This is a genomic window from Brucella sp. RRSP16, from assembly GCF_052246815.1.
GTDB lineage: Bacteria > Pseudomonadota > Alphaproteobacteria > Rhizobiales > Rhizobiaceae > Brucella > Brucella intermedia.
Genome location: NZ_JBQQAM010000001.1, coordinates 311781 through 329375, shown reverse-complemented (window position 1 = coordinate 329375; position 17595 = coordinate 311781). Strand labels below are relative to the sequence as shown.

Here is a 17595-nt window from a genome sequence, read left to right as displayed (position 1 = left end):
CGAAAAACTGGCGCAGAATTTGAGTTCTTTTCGTTCGCAACGAACGCATAAGCCTTCTGGGACGCCAACTATTAAGGGGGCGCATGAAACGCCCCCTTGATCGAACAATGGAAGCTGAAGTCTCTTAGTTGCGAGCCTTGTCCACGAGCTTGTTCTTTTCAATCCACGGCATCATTGCGCGCAACTTGTCGCCGACTTCTTCGATCTGGTGAGCATCGTTCATGCGGCGGATACCCTTGAAGCGGGCAGCGCCGGCCTTCCACTCCTGCATCCAGTCCGACGTGAACTTGCCCGTCTGGATGTCTTTCAGGACGCGCTTCATTTCAGCCTTGGTTTCGGCAGTGATGATGCGCGGGCCGGTCACGTATTCGCCCCACTCGGCCGTATTCGAGATCGAGTAGTTCATGTTGGCGATGCCGCCTTCGTAGATCAGGTCCACGATCAGCTTCATTTCGTGCAGGCACTCGAAATACGCCATTTCCGGCGCATAGCCAGCTTCGACCAGAACTTCAAAGCCGGTACGGATCAGTTCGACCACGCCGCCGCAAAGAACAGCCTGTTCGCCGAACAGATCGGTTTCGCACTCTTCCTTGAAGGTGGTTTCGATGACGCCCGAACGACCGCCGCCGACGCCCGAAGCGTAGGAGAGCGCCAGATCGTGTGCGTTGCCCGAGGCATCCTGGTGAATGGCGATGAGGCAAGGTACGCCGCCGCCCTTCTGGTATTCGCCGCGAACCGTATGGCCTGGACCCTTCGGCGCGATCATGACGACGTCAACCGACTTCTTCGGCTCGATGAGGCCGAAATGGACATTGAGGCCATGGGCGAAGGCGATAGCAGCGCCATCACGAAGATTGTCGTGAATGTGCTCCTTGTAGATGTCGGCCTGCAACTCATCAGGCGTTGCCATCATCATGAGGTCGGCCCACTTGGCGGCATCGGCAACATTCATCACTTCAAAGCCGTCAGCCTGTGCCTTCTTCGCAGTCGCAGAACCTTCACGAAGGGCCACGCGCACGTTAGCGGCACCGGAATCCTTGAGGTTCAGCGCATGGGCACGGCCCTGGCTGCCGTAACCGACGATAACCACCTTCTTCGACTTGATCAGGTTAACGTCTGCATCCCGATCGTAGTAAACGCGCATTTCCTTATTCCCTTCGTTCAGATTGTTCTTCGGCTTTCTCGCGTCCGCCGATGTGATTAGGCCCCGTAGAGGGCAAAAAACTGCTTGGTGGCGCGCCGGGCGTCCCGGATGACCACGTCGTCAGTCAGTTCCAGATGGTCGCCAAGCAGCAACCGTATTTGCATGTCCCGGACGACGAGCCCGAAAAACGTGCGAAATGCCTCATCGATATCGTCGAAGGTCAGCAAACCGGCCTCCTGCCCCATATGCAGAATGGGCTTGAGGCGCTTGGCCATCGCAACAGGGCCGTTGGCCAGGACGATATCGCCCAATGCGGATTTAGCGGACGCTGCGTGGCTCACCGCAAGGCGGTTCAGGGCAATCGAGGTCTTCCCCGACAGCACCAGAAGCCAGTCGCGCGCGAAATGCTCCAGACTGGAAAACAGGGACTCCGCATCGAGCTTCTCACGCGTCAGCGGCACAACGCGAACCTTCGACGCCTGCCAGCGCACCATCGCCGTTAACAGGCCATCGCGGTCGCCAAACCATTTGTAGAGGCTTTCCTTCGAGCAGTTGGCGGCACGTGCAATACTTGCCGTCGTCAAAGCGCGGTCCCCGCCTTCCACTAGAAGGCGCAACGCCTGCTCCAGAACATCGTTCTGACGCGGCGAAAGAGCCTGCTGCTTTTGAGCCTGCAATTCGTCGCTGGTATCAGTCACGGGTCTTTCCCTCCACCTTGTACCGTACGGTACGGTTCCCCAATTCATACTTATTGTTCCCGCCACGGTCAAGCGTGTTTTCGAAAATTACAGTTCGCTACTGCAGAATTCAGTTCGGTGCGCATAGAACGCAAAAAGCGCCCTCCCGAAGCCGGGAAGGCGCCCTGTAAAATTGTCGGTTCAAGCAGGTTTAGAGGTTTACCTGCGTTCCAATTTCCACCACTCGCCCTGTCGGTATCTGGAAATATTCGGTTGCGTCTGATGCCGTGCGCGCAAGCAGGATGAATAGCTTGTCCTGCCAGAGCGGCAGGCCGGAATGAGCGGATGCCTTGAGTGACCGGCGCGACAGGAAGAAAGACGTGGTCATGATGTCAAATTTCCAGCCGAGTTTGCGACAGATGCCGAGCGCCCGCGGAATGTTAGGCTGTTGCATATAGCCGAAAGTGAGCGTCACCTGCATGAAGCGCTCGTTATATTGGGACACCCGTGCCCGGTCGGCACTCGAAACCCATGGCTTCGAAGCGGTCACAACCGTCAATATGACATTGTTTTCGTGCAGGACCTTGTAGTGTTTCAGGCTATGCATGAGCGCGGTCGGAGCGCTTTTTGGGTCGCCCGTCAGAAAAACAGCCGTACCCGGCACGATGGTAGGCGGACGCTTGGTCATTTGCTGGACGATCAGGTCCAGCGGAACTTCAGCCTTGCGGGTCTTGTGAAACAGGTGCCGCGTTCCCCGCACCCAGGTCCACATGATGAGGACCAGCACCACTGCGATACCGATCGACGCCCACCCACCTTCGTGAACCTTGATGACGTTCGCACTGAAAAACATGATGTCGATGACAAGGAAGCCGAGAATAAATGGCAGGGCGCGGCTTACACGCCAGTTCCAGATACGGGTCATCACGATATAAAGCAGAACCGTCGTCACGAGCATGTTGCCGGTAACGGCAATGCCGTAGGCCGCCGCAAGATTGCTGGATTTCTCGAAACCGAGCACCAGAATGACCACTGCCAGCCCCAGAAGCAGGTTGACGCGCGGGATATAAATCTGGCCGTGCAGCTTTTCCGAGGTGTGCTGGATTTCCAGGCGCGGAAGAATGTTGAGCTGAACGGCCTGACGCGCCACCGAGTAGGCGCCGGTAATAACCGCCTGACTCGCTATCACGGTCGCAGCGGTGGCAAGCAACACCATGGGCAGGAGTGCGAAACTTGGCATCATCTGGAAGAACGGCAGCGCAGCCGCTTCACCGTGAGAAAGAATGAACGCAGCCTGCCCGAAATAGTTGAGCAGCAGGCATGGAAAAACGATCCAGAGCCATGCACGGACAATCGGCTTGCGCCCAAAATGGCCGAGATCGGCGTAAAGGGCTTCAGCGCCCGTCATTGCGAGAAACACGGCGCCGACCGTAATGAATGCGATGCCGGGGCTGACCACCAGAAAGCGCACCGCATAATAGGGATTGAGCGCCACCATCACGGTAGGATCATCGAAAATATGCCATAGACCCGACGCGCCCAGCGCCAGAAACCACAATGCCATGATCGGTCCGAAGACGATGGCAACCTTTCCCGTTCCCAATTTTTGTACGGAGAACAGCGTCACAAGAATAACGACGGTTATGGGAACCACGAAAGGCGTAAGATCGGGAGCGACAATCTCCAGCCCTTCCATTGCCGAAAGGACCGATATGGCGGGCGTGATGACCGCATCGCCGAAGAACAGCGCCGCGCCGCAGATGCCTACCCCCAGGATCAGGTCCGGCCTGCCTTTCAACGCACTTCTGACAAGGGCCATCAGCGAAAGAATGCCACCTTCGCCATTATTGTCTGCACGCAGAACAAACAGCACATATTTGATTGTGACAACCAGTGTCAGCGCCCAGAAGATCAGCGAAACGACGCCCAGAATATCGCTGCGGGCGAGAATGCCGTCACTTGCCGCCGCATGAAGCGCTTCACGAAAAGCGTAGATAGGGCTGGTGCCGATGTCGCCATAGACGACACCCAATGCTCCTAGCACCAGCGTCTTCATGCTCTCATTGTGTTGCCCGGCATCTTCAGCAAACGCAACGCTTTCAGGAACACCGACTGCAGGCACACCAGCCTGCATCGGCGTGTCATTGCCATTTAGCTCGCCGCTCATATGCAGGCACCTCGCAACTTCCTGAAAACGTTCTGGCTGGAGTTACTGGGATCGAATTGAGATAATGAGCGTATTCGCAAAAAGTTGCGAATTGCGGCATCGCTGCCAAGCCTTCCTCCGACCAGTTTCAATCATGGTCATGGCGTCGACTGAACGTAGCAATCTGCACGAATGCAACAACATTGCAAATGCCGCAGCGCGCAAAGCAGACGTCGGAGAACTGCTTCAATGCTTCCCTCATACGATCCTGCGCGCCCCCAAACGCATCTGAATAGTGGCGGACGCCTATAGCTTGTCGCATCCGAATGCAAATGCGCTTTTTGCAGAGCTCCAATCCCAGCCATGCATCAAGCGCATTGAATAACATCTATCGCAAGGCCGCGATATAGCGGCTTACCGTCGTCGGCATCCCATACATGAGGGCATCGGCGGTCAATCCATGCCCGATGGAAACTTCGTTCAGTTGAGGAACACGTTTAACGAGCGCGGGCAGATTATCTACTGTCAGATCATGCCCGGCATTGATGGCCAATCCCAACGCCGTGGCAACATTTGCAGCCTTTTCCAGACGATCCAGTTCGTGCACCGCGGCAGCCGGATCGTCGTAGGTAGCGCCGTAGGGACCGGTATAGAGTTCCACCCGGTCCGCCCCGATAGCCTTTGCGCGTTCGTATCCCAACGGATCGGGGTCGGCGAACAACGACACCCTCATTCCACCTGCTTTCAGGCGAGTTACTATCGGCACGAGGAAATCAGACTTCGATACGAAATCCCAGCCGTGATCAGAGGTCGCCTGTGTCGGATCATCAGGCACAAGCGTCACCTGCTCAGGCTGATGCTTCTCCACGAGATCCAGAAATGCCTCGCTTGGAAAACCTTCGATATTGAACTCCGCCTGCGGAAACTCGTCATCGATCAAAGCGCGTATGTCGCCGAGGTCGGAAAACCGGATGTGACGCTGGTCTGGACGCGGATGCACCGTCAATCCGGCGGCCCCTGCAGCGAGCGCGGCGCGGCCCAGACCGGTGACGCTTGGCCATGGCAAATCGCGCCGGTTTCGCAGCATCGCAACAGCGTTGAGATTGACCGATAATTTCGCAGGCATTGGAGACTCCCGGATGAATATTCCGCTTTATAACGCCTGCCATGAAAAAATGTGAGTGTTTTGCCGTCGCACCGCGCCCGCAATCCCCAACCGCGCAAATTGGTTGTAACAAACTGGGTTTGCAGAGCTTTTCCAGTTCGTATCAATTTGGCGCTGGACGCAACCTTTGACCCCGCTTCGGCGTTTGAATCTGATCAATGATGGAGGTCTATGATGCGAAATGAGGACATACCCGTCATTCGCCGTATTCCAACAAACCGGGATGACGTTTTTGCCTTTGCAATCGAGGGACATCTTGACGACGCATCGCTGGAGAACCTCTACGGACTTCTCGATGCCGCTTACGAAACTCACGACGAAATCGATCTTCTGGTCCGTCTCACCGGCTATGAGGGGTTCGACTGGACCGCTGCATTTTCGGAGAGCATGTTGTCCATGCGCGCCAAATCGCTCAAAAAGCTTCGCCGCTATGCTATCGTGGGCGGTCCCCTGTGGATACAGGCCAGCATAACCCTCATGCAGCCGTTCCTCTCGATAGAACTCCGTGCATTTGAAGCGGATGAAGAAAACGAGGCATGGGAATGGCTCGGCGCAAGACCGACGGAAGAATGATTATTTTACGATAGTCAGGCGTTCGGCGGCGCGGGTAATGGCCGTGTAAAGCCAGCGCTCACGCGTATCGCGGAACGCAAAACTTTCGTCAAAAAGCACCACTTCGTCCCATTGGGAGCCCTGCGCTTTATGAACCGTCAAGGCATAGCCATAATCGAAATCGTCATAACGCTTTTTGGTCTGCCACGGAATTTCACTGTCCGGATCTTCGAACTGCGCCTTCAACAGCTTGATCTTCGCAACGCCGCGGTCATCGTCCTCGGGCGTAACAAGCAGGTTGATGCCCGGCTTCACGGTTTCCTTGGAAGAGGTCATCACCTTCCATAATGATCCGTTGAGAAGCCCCTTGGCAGGATCGTTGCGAAGGCAAACCAGCTTGTCGCCGGCCTGCGGATAATCCGCAGTGAAGCCCTTCAATTCCCGCAGGCGCTGATTGTAGCGGCGTCGCGTTCGGTTGGTACCGACCAGCACCTGATCGGCAGCCAGAACCATCTCCTGATTGACATCGCCTTTACCGATAACCTTCGCAGCGCCGTGGTCGCCATAGGGAAGTTCCCTTCCCTCTCGCACGTCGAGCGCCATGCGGATGATCGGATTGTCCTGTGCCTGACGATGAATTTCGGTCAGCAGGTAATCCGGCTCGTGCTCCGTGAAAAACCCACCACCGGAAATCGGAGGCAACTGTCCCGGATCGCCAAGGACAAGGATAGGCGTGCCGAAACTCATCAAATCCCGCCCCAGCGCTTCATCGACCATGGAACATTCGTCCACAACGATCATCGCTGCTTTGGCGACAGGGCTTTGCCGGTTGAGCGAGAAGGTCGGCGCAATGGAGGTCTTGCCGGTTGTTTCGTCCTCGATCGCTTCTTCACCGCGCGGGCGATAGATGAGCGAATGAAGCGTGCGAGCGTTGCTGGCACCCTTCGAACGCAGCACCTGAGCTGCCTTCCCGGTAAACGCAGCAAACTGCACATCGCCATCCACATGCTCGGCGAAATAGCGGGCGAGCGTCGTCTTGCCCGTACCCGCATAGCCGAACAATCTGAAAATGGGGCTGCGACCGTCCTTGAGCCAATACCCCACGGCTTTCAGCGCCTGATCCTGTTCCGGTGAAAACTGCATGACCCTTTCAGACAGGATTCGCCGCCTGAAGACAAGATCAAACCGTGATCAAACGTTTTTGCTCATCAAAGCTGCAAATCTGTCGAGATCAACGTTACCGCCGCTGACGATGACGCCTACGCGCTTGCCGTGCAGCTTCGACGCTATCTGTCGCGCTCCAGCAAAAGCAAGACAGCCGGTGGGCTCGACGATCATCTTCATCCGGCTGGCAAAGAATTTCATGCCTTGCACGAGTTCATCGTCGCCAACCGCCAGAATATCGCGAACGGTGTTGCGAATGATGGCAAAGGTCATATCCCCCAGCGCCTGCGTCTGCGCACCGTCCGCCAACGTCTTTGGAACATCTATATGGACTATCTTGCCGGAGCGAAATGATTGCTGGCCGTCATTTCCAGCCTCCGGTTCCACCCCGTAGACATCGCAAGCGGGCGACAAGGCTTTCGCGGCCAGCGCCGAACCTGCAAGCAGGCCACCGCCGCCGAGACAGACGAACAATGCATCGAGCGGGCCGGTTTCCTCGATCAGTTCCTTGGCAGCAGTCCCCTGGCCGGCGATGATATCGGGATGATTGAACGGCGGAATGAGGGTCAGCCCGCCCTCCTCCGCCAGCCGGCCTGAAATCGCATCGCGATCTTCTTCGTAGCGGTTATAGGTTACAACCCTCGCACCATAGCCTCGCGTTGCTTCCAGCTTGGCGCGCGGCGCGTCTTCGGGTATGATGATAGTCGCTCCGATGCCGAGCAATTTTGCTGCAAGCGCTATCGCCTGGGCATGATTGCCGGATGAAAAAGCCAGCACACCCCGCGCCTTTTGCTCATCTGTAAACCGTGACAAAGCGTTGAACGCGCCTCGAAACTTGAATGCACCGATGCGCTGAAAATTCTCACACTTGAAAAAGAACTGCGCGCCGGTTTCACGGTCGATTGTGGACGATGCGAATACGGGCGTGTGGTGCGCGTGGCCTTCGATCTGCTTTGCGGCCGAGATCACGTCATCGTAAGTAGGAAGCTTGTTCATCATCTGCCTCTTCATCTTTATTTCAGCATTGGCCACAGGCTCAGTACGAGCAGTAAAGCCATGACAAGATTGAACCATTTCAACCGAATAGGATCGGAAAGCCAGTTGCGCAGCAAGGTTCCGAACCCCGCCCAGACCGACACGCTCGGCAAGTTAACGATCGCGAAGGCAGTGCTCACCAGAAGCACAGCAACATAATAATTGTCATGGTTGGCATAGGTGGCAATGCCGGTGACTGCCATCACCCACGCTTTCGGATTGACCCACTGGAACGCCGCCGCCTGAAGGAAAGTCATCGGCACGCTCTTATCGCGATGTCTGGCTTCTCCGATGGAGCGCGACATGGCGATTTTCCAGGCGAGATAAAGCATATAGGCGCCACCGGCGAACTTCAGCGCCGTATAGAATGACGGCACCGTTTCGATCAAGGCGCCGAGGCCGAAGCCGACCGCCAGGAGCAATACGAAGAAGCCGACGCCAATCCCGAGCATATGCGGAATGGTGCGGCGGAAACCGAAATTTACACCCGATGCCAGCAGCATCAGATTGTTCGGCCCCGGTGTAACGGATGAGACGAAGGCGAAGACGAGAAGCGCCAGAAAAATTTCGACAGACATAGGATGGCCCCGATTTATAGGGACAAATTAGCTCAATAAAAAACCGGCACAATCGAAACATTGTGCCGGTTTTCAACGATATTGTATCGATCGCCTCGGAAGCTATTACATGCCTTCCGGCCCCCGGTTCATGGCCGCAACGCCGGTACGGCAGGTCTCAACCAGACCGAGCGGCTTCATGATCGAGATGAACTGATCGATCTTGGCAGTTTTTCCGGTGATTTCCAGAATGAAATGATCTGTCGTCGCATCAACCACCTTGGCCTTGAATGCGTCGGCCAGACGTAGCGTCTCGGCCCTTGCCTCACCTTTGCCGGCCACCTTCACCAATGCCAATTCCCGTTCCACCGGACGATCATGGCCGAGTTCCGAGGCGCGATGACTGAGATCGACAACGCGGTGAACCGGCACGATGCGGGCCAGCTGGTGGCGTATCTGGTCGAGCACATGCGGGGTGCCGCGCGTCACGATTGTGATGCGCGAGAGGTGCTTTTCATGCTCGGTTTCCGAAACGGTCAGGCTTTCGATATTGTAGCCACGGCCGGAGAAAAGACCGATCACGCGGGCAAGGACGCCCGGTTCGTTGTCAACGAGGACGGCAAGCGTGTGCGTTTCCGGCATTTGCGTTTCGGCAGCGATGAAATAGGCCGATCCGGAAGCTAGGTTCTGTGCGTTCATGATTTCTTTCCTCCGGGTCAGACGAGCGCGCGGCCCTTGGCATCGATTGCATTGGCAACGGCTTCATCTGTTGCTTCATCCGGCAACAGCATTTCGTTATGCGCCTTGCCCGACGGGATCATTGGGAAGCAGTTGGCGAGATTTGCCACGCGGCAATCGAAAATAACCGGCTTGTCGATATCGATCATTTCCTGAATGGCGGCATCGAGATCGCCCGGCTTTTCACAGCGGATGCCGTGCGCGCCATAGGCTTCGGCCAGCTTCACGAAATCCGGCATCGCCTCCGTGTAGGAGTGCGACAGACGGTTGCCATGCAGAAGCTGCTGCCACTGGCGCACCATGCCCATATACTGGTTGTTCAGGATGAAGATCTTGATCGGTGCATTGTGCTGGATCGCAGCCGACATTTCCTGAATGCACATCTGGATGGATGCATCGCCTGCAATATCGATAACCAGAGCATCAGGGTGCGCGATCTGCACGCCGAGCGCCGCCGGCAGACCATAACCCATGGTGCCGAGACCCCCGGAGGTCAGCCAGCGGTTGGGCTCCTCGAAGCCATAGAACTGCGCAGCCCACATCTGGTGCTGTCCCACCTCAGTAGTGATGTAGGTCTTGCGATCCTTTGTCAGTTCATACAGCCGCTGAATTGCATATTGCGGCATGATGACGTCCCGGTTCGGCGCATAGGCAAGCGAATTGCGGGAGCGCCAGCGGTCGATCTGCTCCCACCATGCGCCGATTGCCTGCTTTTCCGGTTTCCTCTCAGAAGCGCGGAACTGACGAACGATGTCTTCCAGAACGTGGGCAACGTCGCCAATGATCGGCACGTCGACGCGAACATTCTTGTTGATCGAAGATGGATCGATATCGATATGAATTTTCTTCGAGTTCGGGGAAAATGCGTTCAGGCGCCCGGTGATACGGTCGTCGAAACGGGCACCAACACACAGCATGACATCGCAGTCATGCATGCTCATGTTGGCTTCATAGGTGCCGTGCATGCCGAGCATTCCAAGCCAGTTCTTGCCGGAAGCCGGATAAGCGCCCAGTCCCATAAGCGTGGAGGTGATCGGGAAATTGCTGATCTCCACCAGCTCGCGCAGCAGACGGGAAGCTGCCGGGCCGGAATTGATCACGCCGCCGCCGGAATAGATGACGGGCTTCTTCGCATTGACGAGCAGACGAACGGCATCCGAAATTGCCTGCGCATTGCCGTCGAGAACCGGACGGTAGCTGGTGCGCGGTGCAGTTTCCGGCGGCGTATAAATGCCCTTGGCGAACTGGATATCCTTCGGAATGTCGACCACAACGGGACCCGGACGACCGGTGGAAGCGACATGAAAGGCTTCGTGCAGGATGCGCGCCAGATCGTTGACGTCCTTTACGAGCCAATTGTGCTTCGTGCAGGGGCGTGTAATGCCGATCGTATCGCATTCCTGAAATGCATCGGAACCGATCAGGGTCGTCGGCACCTGGCCCGAAATGCAAACCAGCGGAATGGAGTCCATCAGAGCGTCCTGAAGCGGCGTGACCGCATTGGTCGCACCCGGACCGGATGTGACAAGCATCACCCCAACCTTGCCGGTCGAACGCGCGTAGCCTTCCGCCGCATGTCCGGCGCCCTGCTCGTGACGCACCAGAACGTGCTGAACCTTGTCCTGCTGGAAGAGCTCGTCATAGATCGGAAGCACAGCGCCACCGGGATAACCGAAGATGCTCTCGACGCCCTGATCGATCAAAGCCTGAATGACCATTTCCGCGCCGGTCATTTCGCGCGGATTGCTTGCTTCCTGCGTTTCTGCGGCGTTTGCGTCCGCCTCACGTTTACCTGCAGTCATTGTTCTCTTCCCGTCTGCATTTCATTTCTGATTTGGATAATAAAAAAGGCCCCCGAGGGAGCCTGTCTTTCGCGCATGGGAGCTTTCGCCGGATGGTTACACCATCCTGCCCATGCGCGCCCGTACCACAAGAATAATAATCGTGTTCATGGTGGCGGACACTAATAGCCGGATTTGGCGTCGTCAACGCATAAATACATCGCCCGCGATATTTTCTTAGGCTCGCTCACCCTAAACGATAACTTTATTTCAACCGAAGACTCTTATCCTGATGCGAAACCTCCTGTTGAAAGTTGGGGCAAGCGGGCAGCATGAGCGAAATCGGCGACAATTCCGGCGCACGAGAACACGGCGAATACGTGCAGCGCAATCGCACGGAAGGGTACGTCATCCAGTGTGATGGCGCAGGCGCCATCGTCTCGGCGTTGTCAGGCCCTTCCTCCGCCGCATCCGACGATTACTGGGCAGTGGGACAGCTGATATCCATTCGGTCAGGCGACAATCGCGTCGTCGGTCTTATTCGCAATGTGCTTGTGCCGGGTGATGTCTGGATACGCGGCGGTGACAACACGCTCCATGTCCATGTCGAGTTTCTGGGCGAGGTTCGCGTGCAGTCCAATGGGCAAACCACATTCAACGGCGGTATTTCTCAATTTCCCCATCCGGGCGCTATCGCCCACCGTATCCGCGCGAGCGACCTGGCGGCCATTTATGCCCAGACCGGGCACAGCAGCGTTTCGATCGGCACGTTGACACAGGACGCAACAGTTCAGGCTCATATTTCGGTCGACGATCTTATTTCCCGGCATTTCGCCATCGTTGGCACAACGGGCGTCGGTAAATCGAGCGCAGTCATGCTGCTTCTGCGCCGCATCGTCGCCGAAAAGCCCAATCTTCGTGTACTCATCCTAGATCCACACAACGAGTTCGCGAGCGCATTTCCTGACCTCGCAGTAGCCGTCGATCAGACGAATATCGAGCTGCCGTTCTGGATGCTGCGGCTTGAAGAATTCGCAGACGTGATCTTTCGCGGGCGCGCGCCCGATCCGATGGAACTCGATATACTGCGCGATCTTGTCCAGCTTGCGCGGGAAAAAATGCAAGGCACCGAGCCGTTGTCCGCGAAAACCTTGCGGCGGCAGCTGGCGGACCGGCAGAGCGTCAGCGCCGACACGCCCGTTGCCTATCGCCTCCCAGATCTGATCGCCCTCATCGATGAACGCATGGGGCTTCTCGACAGCAAAGCGGAACGTCCTTATCTGCGAAGCCTCAAGGCTCGTCTGGAATCGATTTCTGCCGATCCTCGCTTCCGCTTCATGTTTGCCGTGACTGGGGGACCCGAGACGATGCGGCACGCCATTGGCCGCATTTTCCGCATCCCACAAAACGGAAAGCCCATCTGCACATTCCAGCTTGCGGGATTGCCTTCCGAGGTGGTCAACGCCGTCGCGTCGGTTTTGTGCCGACTGGCGTTCGATATCGCTCTATCAAGCGAAGGCAGCCTGCAGACGCTGGTGATCTGCGAAGAAGCTCACCGCTATATTCCGGCCGACCGCGACGCCGGCTTCTGGCCGACACGGCAGGCTATAGCCCGGATTGCCAAGGAAGGCCGAAAATACGGTTCCTATCTTGGCGTCATCAGCCAGCGCCCTGGCGAGCTTGACGCGACAATCCTGTCGCAATGCAATTCCATTTTCGCGATGCGGCTCGGCAATGAACGCGACCAGGAAATCATCAAAGGTGCCATTCGCGGCGGCGCGCAAAGTATGGCGGGTTTCCTTTCATCGATCGCCAATCGCGAGGCCATCGCCTTCGGCGAAGCCTTCTCGACGCCCATGCGACTTACATTTGAGACTATTCCATCCCATCAGCTTCCGGGACGCAGCAAAAGCGAAAGCGCCCTTTCCGGTTGGCGCAACGACGGCAAGATATCGCTGGACCGTATCGTCGAAAAGCTGCGCGCATTCGAAAGCAGCTCCCAGGCGGAACCAGCGGACCGGCTCGCAGACGACGACAATCTTTGGGGCAACCCGGCTTCCACCTCTCATCGCGACCATGCATCGATCGGAGAGCAATTTCATCGGGCACCTTCATTGAAGCCGCAAACTCCACTCAGCCTGGACACGAAACAGAGCATTGAGAAGATGGGCGAATTGGTGCGCAGTTTTCGCAAGGACCGCGAGCGCTAGACACGCTCAGGCGCAGACGCGGTTGCGTCCCATGTTCTTTGCTGCATAGAGCATCTTGTCTGCGCGGCGATAGAGATCCTTCGAGGTCTCGCGACGGTCCCATATCGCAAGACCGATACTGACGGTAACACCAAGCTTTTCGTCACCGAGATCGATTTCAAGCGCCGATATTGCCTTGCGAATGCGATTGGCAAGCTTGATCATCAATTCCGCATCCATGTTCGGTGCGAGGACTGCGAACTCCTCCCCACCCAGCCGGGCGACAACGTCATGATAGCGTGTGTAATCCCTGAGGCACCGCGCCACCTCCTGCAATACGATGTCGCCAACGTCATGCCCGTAAGTATCATTCACGGTCTTGAAGTGATCGAGGTCGATAATCATCAGCCCGACGGGCCGGTGAATACGGTCGAACTGGACCAGATATTCCTTCAGCGCCTCGTCGAAATAACGCCGGTTCTGCATGCCCGTCAGGCTGTCCGTCAGCGCAGCATGTTCGAGGGTCTGCGACCGCTCGGAAAGATCCTGCGTGATGACCTGCAACTTGCCGCGATCCAGCGCATCGATTCTTATTTGGGGGTAGATCAGGAACAGCCCGCAAGCGAGCGTCGCCGCCAGCAACCAGATCGTGACGTCGTTCAACTGGTCCAGCCGCGAAACCAGTTCCAAGGTGCGCCCCTCAAGCGGTAAGGTCAGCAATTGTCCGATGTCAACGCGAGCCTGGTAGAGCAGCAGCCCGATACCGACCATCAAAACGATCAGAATAAAAAATGCCCGCTCCGATCTGTTGAACCGCATAATCCACGCCCGCCTCCTGTTTCAGAGAGTGCCAGCGAGTTATTTCGTTGTCGTTAATTGAGCGAAAGCATCATTAGAATTTGCATGGACGGACCAGCTGGCATTGAGCTGATTTCGAAACCATGTCGATTGACGCTTCGCATATTGCCGCGTGGCGATAACCGAACGATCAACAGCTTCTTCTCGGGACATCGTGCCTTCAAGGTACGCAGTGATTTCACGCACACCGATGGCTTTCATCGCTGGCAGTCCGGGGTCCAGATCAAGGGCCAGCAATGCCTTGACCTCGTCGATCGCGCCATTGTCCCACATCAACGCAAATCGCTGCGCGATGCGCTCTGAAAGCCATGCCCGATCAGGCGCCAATACAATTTTATGGGCGCTGTTTTCATCTACAAGGGCCCTACCTTTTGTCTGCTGCCAATCGAGAAGAGACTTTCCGGTGCCCTCCAGCACTTCCAGTGCCCGAACGATGCGCTGACTGTCGGCAGGCTGAAGTGTTGCAGCCATATCTGGATCGCGTTCACCGAGGATCCGGTGAAGCAACTCCGGTCCATCTGTCTCCATTCGCCCTCGCCAATAGGCCCGAACATCACCCGGCACCTCCGGCATTTGCGACAGTCCGCCCAGCAATGCCCTGAAATAAAGCCCCGTCCCGCCGACAAAGATCGGAGTGCGGTCCTTCATCCGGGGGTGCGATAACAGACGAGCTACGTCCTCCAGCCATCGTCCGGTTGAATAGCTTATCGATGGCGCGACATGGCCGTAAAGATAATGCGGCGCGGCAGCAAGATCGGCTTTGTCCGGCCGGGCAGTCAGAAGATCGAGTACGTCGTAAACCTGCATGGAGTCGGTATTCACGATGAAGCCATCTGTGTCTCGAGCCATGCGAACCGCAAGTGCCGACTTGCCGCTGGCTGTCGGGCCAGCTATCAGGATTGCATTCGTGATCGCATCCTCATTCATCGCCGGAATTGCTCTCCATGTCCCAACAGCTTTCTCTCGTCGCCACCTTGATCGCCAATCCGGCCAAGGCTTCGCTTGCATCAGCGCTTGGGATTAAAGCGTCCTCGGCAGTGAATGCAACCGGGCTTTACTGGCTGGCCGACAACATCGCCTGCGACATTCCGCTACCATCGGGGATCAGCAGCGAAGAAGCAGAAGCCCTGCTTCGTGATGCGCTTGATGGCGCGCCAGTCGATGTCGTGGTGCAGGAACAGGAGCGTCGGCGCAAGAAGATTCTGATTGCCGACATGGATTCCACCATGATCCAGCAGGAATGCATCGACGAACTGGCGGAAGAAGCCGGCCTGCGCGAGCATGTGGCAGCGATCACCGCGCGCGCCATGAACGGTGAGATTGCATTCGAACCGGCCTTGCGCGAGCGGGTGGCCCTGTTGAAAGGCCTGCCGCTCTCCGTCATCGACAAGGTGATTTCAACCCGCATCACACTGATGCCCGGCGGACCCGAACTTGTACGCACCATGCGCAAGCATGGCGCTTACACCGCGCTTGTGTCCGGCGGCTTTACATCGTTCACCCATCGCATTGCCGAAATGATCGGCTTCAACGAAGAGCGCGCAAACAGGTTGATCGATGATGGCATGCACCTGACCGGCCTGGTCACGGAACCCATTCTCGGCCGTGAGGCCAAGGTGGAGAAGCTCGTGGAAATCGCTGATCGTCTTGGTCTTACACCGGATGATGCGATTGCGGTGGGGGACGGCGCGAACGATCTCGGCATGATCCAGCTTGCGGGAACAGGCGTGGCGCTTCATGCAAAACCAGCCGTGGCAGCGCAAGCCCGGATGCGCGTTGACCATGGCGACCTGACTGCCCTGCTCTATATTCAAGGCTACCGAAAAACGGACTTCGTTCAATGATCATTCTGGAAACCCCACGCCTCGTCGTCCGAAACTGGGAAGATCGCGACCGCGGTCTGTTCCATGTCATCAATTCCGATGAAGAGGTGATGCGTTTCTTTCCCTTTCGCAGAAACCGCGTGCAATCAGATGAATTGTTCAACCGCCTCCAGAAGACCATTTCTGAAACGGGTCTCGGTTTCTATGCGCTGGAAGAAAAAACAGGCGGTCAATGCATCGGCTTCGCCGGTCTCGCCCGCACCGATCTTGAACCTCATCTACCGGACGGCACTGTTGAAATCGGCTGGCGGCTGGCCACGCCCTATTGGGGCAAGGGTTACGTAACCGAGGCCGGCAAAGCGCTGATCGACTATGCTTTCGACACCCTTGGCCTCTCGGAAGTCGTTTCTTTCGCCGTTCACAATAACGATCGGTCTACAGCTGTCATGCAGCGCATCGGCATGATCCGTGATCCAGGGCGTGATTTTGATCACCCGCGCGTGCCGGATGAAACTCCGCATTTGAAGCGTCATGCGGTCTATCGCATTTTACAATCAGATCGATCACCTGACGTTGCATAAGCATTCAGGCAGCCTGACCGGCAACCCAGCCGGACGACCAGGCCCACTGGAAGTTATAGCCGCCGAGCCAGCCGGTGACATCCACCACCTCGCCGATGAAAAAGAGGCCGGGGACGGATTTGGCTTCCATGGTCTTGGAATCGAGCTCACGCGTATCGACCCCTCCAAGCGTAACTTCTGCGGTACGGTAACCTTCCGAGCCCGCAGGCTTGATGCGCCAGTCGTTTATCGCTGCCTCGACGCGACGGAACATCTTGTCGGACATATCCGCCAGATGACCCGTTGCGCCGACATCCTCGGCTAAGGTCTGCGCCAGCTTTCTTGGAAGATAAACAGCCAGTGCGGTCTGCAATGCCTGCTTGCCGTTCTGCTTGCGCTGCTCGCGCAGTGCTTCGAAAATGTCTGTTTCGGGCAGCATGGCTATGCGGATTTCGTCGCCTTCCCGCCAGTAGGAAGAAATCTGCAAAATCGAAGGGCCACTAATGCCGCGATGCGTAAAAAGCATCGCCTCGGCGAATTTGGTTTTACCACAGGAGACAACAGCGTCGACGGCAACACCGGCCAGCGGCTTCAGCCTTTCCAGCGTGTTGGGTTCAAACGTCAGCGGAACCAGCGCAGGTCGTGTTTCTACAATCCGCAATCCGAATTGTGTCGCGACATCGTAGCCGAAGCCTGTCGCCCCCATCTTCGGAATCGATTTCCCGCCACAGGCCACGACCAGTGATCGACAGCTAACAGGTCCGTCCGACAGTTGAAGAGAAAAGCCTTCTACAGATTTTTCAACCGAGCTGACGCTGCAACCAAGCTTCCGTCGCGCACCATGGCACTTCATTTCTGCCAGCAGCATTTCGATTATCTGCAATGCCGAACCATCGCAGAAGAGTTGTCCCAGCGTCTTCTCGTGATAGGCGATGCGATAGCGCTCAACCAGTGCAATAAAATCGCGCTGTGTATAGCGGCTGAGGGCCGAGATACAAAAGTGCGGATTCTGCGAGAGATAATTCTTCGGGCTCGCATGAAGATTAGTGAAATTGCAGCGTCCACCGCCCGATATGCGAATTTTCTCACCGGCTGTTTTGGCGTGATCCACGACCAGCACGGAACGCCCGCGTCTGGCCGCTTCGATGGCGCACATCATGCCTGCCGCACCGGCGCCTATGACCACAATATCGACTGTTTCCAACT

16 protein-coding genes are annotated in these 17595 nt (G+C 56.7%); 4 read left to right on the top strand and 12 right to left on the bottom strand.

The annotated features are described in order from the left end of the window. Window positions 1-124: 124 nt before the first annotated feature. From ilvC to ACS5UA_RS01520, 4 genes are all read right to left on the bottom strand, one after another. Window positions 125-1144 carry a ketol-acid reductoisomerase gene (gene ilvC, locus ACS5UA_RS01535; protein WP_443101110.1) on the bottom strand — a complete coding sequence of 340 codons (1020 nt, stop codon included), beginning with the start codon at window positions 1142-1144 and terminating at the stop codon, window positions 125-127. Between the two features lie 56 nt (window positions 1145-1200). Continuing rightward, window positions 1201-1842, bottom strand: a complete 642-nt coding sequence (locus ACS5UA_RS01530; protein ID WP_021586838.1) for a TetR/AcrR family transcriptional regulator — start codon at window positions 1840-1842, stop codon at window positions 1201-1203. 190 nt (window positions 1843-2032) lie between these two features. Further along, entirely contained in the window at window positions 2033-3988 is a 1956-nt protein-coding gene (locus ACS5UA_RS01525) for a potassium transporter Kup (RefSeq protein WP_112701633.1), read from the bottom strand. Between the two features lie 367 nt (window positions 3989-4355). Further along, the gene (locus tag ACS5UA_RS01520; RefSeq protein ID WP_112701632.1) at window positions 4356-5093 is read right to left on the bottom strand and encodes a pyridoxine 5'-phosphate synthase; all 738 of its coding nucleotides are present in this window, start codon (window positions 5091-5093) and stop codon (window positions 4356-4358) included. 213 nt (window positions 5094-5306) lie between these two features. Here ACS5UA_RS01520 and ACS5UA_RS01515 point away from each other — a divergent pair, with 213 nt between their 5' ends. Beyond that, window positions 5307-5705, top strand: a complete 399-nt coding sequence (locus tag ACS5UA_RS01515) for a SpoIIAA family protein (protein WP_031352391.1) — start codon at window positions 5307-5309, stop codon at window positions 5703-5705. Here the strand turns inward: ACS5UA_RS01515 and ACS5UA_RS01510 are convergent, their stop codons facing one another. The 5 genes from ACS5UA_RS01510 to ACS5UA_RS01490 form a co-directional block, all read right to left on the bottom strand. Further along, on the bottom strand, window positions 5706-6827 hold the full coding sequence (locus tag ACS5UA_RS01510; protein ID WP_112701631.1) for an ATP-dependent DNA helicase: 1122 nt from the start codon (window positions 6825-6827) through the stop codon (window positions 5706-5708). A 48-nt stretch (window positions 6828-6875) separates the two neighbouring features. Beyond that, on the bottom strand, window positions 6876-7844 hold the full coding sequence (locus ACS5UA_RS01505; RefSeq protein WP_443101109.1) for a threo-3-hydroxy-L-aspartate ammonia-lyase: 969 nt from the start codon (window positions 7842-7844) through the stop codon (window positions 6876-6878). A 17-nt stretch (window positions 7845-7861) separates the two neighbouring features. Beyond that, entirely contained in the window at window positions 7862-8461 is a 600-nt protein-coding gene (locus ACS5UA_RS01500; protein WP_112701630.1) for a LysE family translocator, read from the bottom strand. 105 nt (window positions 8462-8566) lie between these two features. Continuing rightward, window positions 8567-9139 (bottom strand): acetolactate synthase small subunit, encoded by a 573-nt coding sequence (gene ilvN / locus ACS5UA_RS01495; protein WP_006467176.1) that lies wholly within the window; start codon window positions 9137-9139, stop codon window positions 8567-8569. A 17-nt stretch (window positions 9140-9156) separates the two neighbouring features. Beyond that, a complete protein-coding gene (locus tag ACS5UA_RS01490) occupies window positions 9157-10980 on the bottom strand; it encodes an acetolactate synthase 3 large subunit (RefSeq protein WP_021586845.1) in 1824 nt (607 codons plus the stop codon). A gap of 311 nt (window positions 10981-11291) precedes the next feature. Here ACS5UA_RS01490 and ACS5UA_RS01485 point away from each other — a divergent pair, with 311 nt between their 5' ends. Then, on the top strand, window positions 11292-13169 hold the full coding sequence (locus tag ACS5UA_RS01485) for an ATP-binding protein (RefSeq protein WP_021586846.1): 1878 nt from the start codon (window positions 11292-11294) through the stop codon (window positions 13167-13169). Window positions 13170-13175: 6 nt separating this feature from the next. Here the strand turns inward: ACS5UA_RS01485 and ACS5UA_RS01480 are convergent, their stop codons facing one another. Beyond that, on the bottom strand, window positions 13176-13967 hold the full coding sequence (locus ACS5UA_RS01480; RefSeq protein ID WP_021586847.1) for a GGDEF domain-containing protein: 792 nt from the start codon (window positions 13965-13967) through the stop codon (window positions 13176-13178). A gap of 39 nt (window positions 13968-14006) precedes the next feature. Beyond that, complete coding sequence (gene miaA / locus ACS5UA_RS01475) at window positions 14007-14933, bottom strand: tRNA (adenosine(37)-N6)-dimethylallyltransferase MiaA (RefSeq protein WP_025090501.1); 927 nt, start codon at window positions 14931-14933, stop codon at window positions 14007-14009. Window positions 14934-14950: 17 nt separating this feature from the next. Here miaA and serB point away from each other — a divergent pair, with 17 nt between their 5' ends. Together serB and ACS5UA_RS01465 are read left to right on the top strand one after the other, a co-directional pair. Then, a complete protein-coding gene (serB, locus tag ACS5UA_RS01470) occupies window positions 14951-15850 on the top strand; it encodes a phosphoserine phosphatase SerB (protein ID WP_021586849.1) in 900 nt (299 codons plus the stop codon). Further along, the gene (locus ACS5UA_RS01465) at window positions 15847-16410 is read left to right on the top strand and encodes a GNAT family N-acetyltransferase (protein WP_021586850.1); all 564 of its coding nucleotides are present in this window, start codon (window positions 15847-15849) and stop codon (window positions 16408-16410) included. The genes serB and ACS5UA_RS01465 overlap by 4 nt, the downstream gene beginning before the upstream one ends. Before the next feature lie 4 nt (window positions 16411-16414). Here the strand turns inward: ACS5UA_RS01465 and ACS5UA_RS01460 are convergent, their stop codons facing one another. Beyond that, window positions 16415-17593 (bottom strand): NAD(P)/FAD-dependent oxidoreductase, encoded by a 1179-nt coding sequence (locus tag ACS5UA_RS01460; protein WP_021586851.1) that lies wholly within the window; start codon window positions 17591-17593, stop codon window positions 16415-16417. Window positions 17594-17595: the final 2 nt, after the last annotated feature.